This is a genomic window from Vibrio sp. 03_296 (assembly GCF_002265885.1).
The window spans coordinates 1-624 of record NZ_NPKW01000623.1 but is presented as its reverse complement, the minus strand read 5'-3'; the positions used below and the strand labels follow the sequence as shown (position 1 = coordinate 624).

Annotated in this window: 1 pseudogene; it reads right to left on the bottom strand. The window is 43.2% G+C overall.

Features of this window, described 5'->3' with window-relative positions:
• Window positions 1–253, bottom strand: a pseudogene (locus CIK04_RS26675) (substrate-binding domain-containing protein); the annotation flags it as partial.
• Window positions 254–624: the final 371 nt, after the last annotated feature.

Sequence of the window (624 nt, the reverse complement as noted above, 5' to 3'; positions counted from 1 at the left end):
GACAAAGGTCGCTTCGGCTTTCGAGCATGCGTCATCACTAATCCACATCGCCATTTTCACCCATTTTCAGTGACTTACCCGTTCCTGCGGCCAGCACATCCACTTTATAACCGGTGTCTTTTTCGAATTCAGGCAGTAGGTAATCAAGCAGGCCAGAGTGATAAGTACTGGTTGTGGTTGCTAAACGCACACGGTGAACATCATCGGCAGAGAAAGAGGAGAAACTCACCAGCGTAATCGACGTTGCCGCCAAAGTAAGAGCTACTTTGTTCWATTGTAATTTTTATTCCTTCAAATCATTCTTGGGCAAATAGGCCATTGCAGTTACACAAACCGCGTCACCACTCGGTCAAACTTCATCGGCCAGCGTGGTTTAATGCCAGTTGCAATTGTCAGATGGTCCTATTTGCAAACAAGATGCCAACAAAACACCAGTACTAAATTGAGAAAATAAGCCTTATATCATGCAGTTAAACATCGAATAGTTTGATGTGAGACTAAAATGTCGCACATTTTATAAGGAGATTAAATGATTCGTTGGTACACTATGTCCTATACGTCATTCTGTCTCGAGGAAAGTATGTCTATTCAATTGGACCCCAACTCCGTATCCCAATACCAAGC